The following is an 888-nucleotide window of genomic DNA, read 5'->3' on the forward strand; positions in this document are numbered from 1 at the left end:
CATGACCCAAGAACAACTCAGCCAACTCGGCAAGACCCTCTGGGCTATCGCCGACGACCTGCGCGGTGCCATGAACGCGGACGACTTCCGCGACTACATGCTCTCGTTCCTGTTCCTGCGCTACCTCTCCGACAACTACCAGGCCGCCGCGGAAAAGGAACTCGGCCCCGACTACCCGCACCTGCCTGCCGCCGACCGTCGTCCGCCGCTCTCGGTCTGGTACGCCGACAACGCCGCCGATGTGCCCGCGTTCGAGAAGCAGATGCGCCGCAAGGTCCACTACGTCATCCATCCCGAGTATCTCTGGCGCAGCCTCTCCGAGCGCGCCCGCACCCAAGACCCGGAACTGCTACAGACGCTCGAGCGCGGCTTTCAGTACATCGAGAACGAATCCTTCGAGAGCCGCTTCCAGGGCCTGTTCTCCGAGATCAACCTCAACTCCGAGAAGCTCGGCCGCAACCCCACCGAGCGCAACAGAAAGCTCTGCACCATTCTCACCAAGATTGCCGAGGGCATCGCCCAGTTCTCCACTGCGCGCGACATCCTCGGCGACGCCTACGAATACCTCATCGGCCAGTTCGCCGCCGGCTCCGGCAAGAAGGCCGGCGAGTTCTACACCCCGCAGACCGCCTCGAGCATCCTCTCGCGCATCGTCACCCTCGACAGCCAGGAACCGGCCACCGGCAAGAAGCCGCGCCTGAGCTGCGTGATGGACATGACCTGCGGCTCCGCCTCGCTGCTCTTAAACGTGCGCCACCAGATGGGGCCGAACGGCATCGGCATGATCTACGGCCAGGAAAAGAACATCACCACCTACAACCTCGCGCGCATGAACCTGCTGCTGCACGGGTTAAAGGACACCGAGTTCGACATCTACCACGGCGACTC

The 888-nt window shown here is 63.4% G+C and carries 1 protein-coding gene; it reads left to right on the forward strand.

The window, feature by feature from the left end:
• Positions 1-888: N-6 DNA methylase (locus tag VBE63_RS30470; protein ID WP_323686698.1), on the forward strand; the 888-nt coding region annotated here is incomplete at both ends.

Origin of the sequence: Lamprobacter sp. (assembly GCF_034860625.1) — a bacterium.
Classification (GTDB): Bacteria; Pseudomonadota; Gammaproteobacteria; order Chromatiales; family Chromatiaceae; genus Lamprobacter.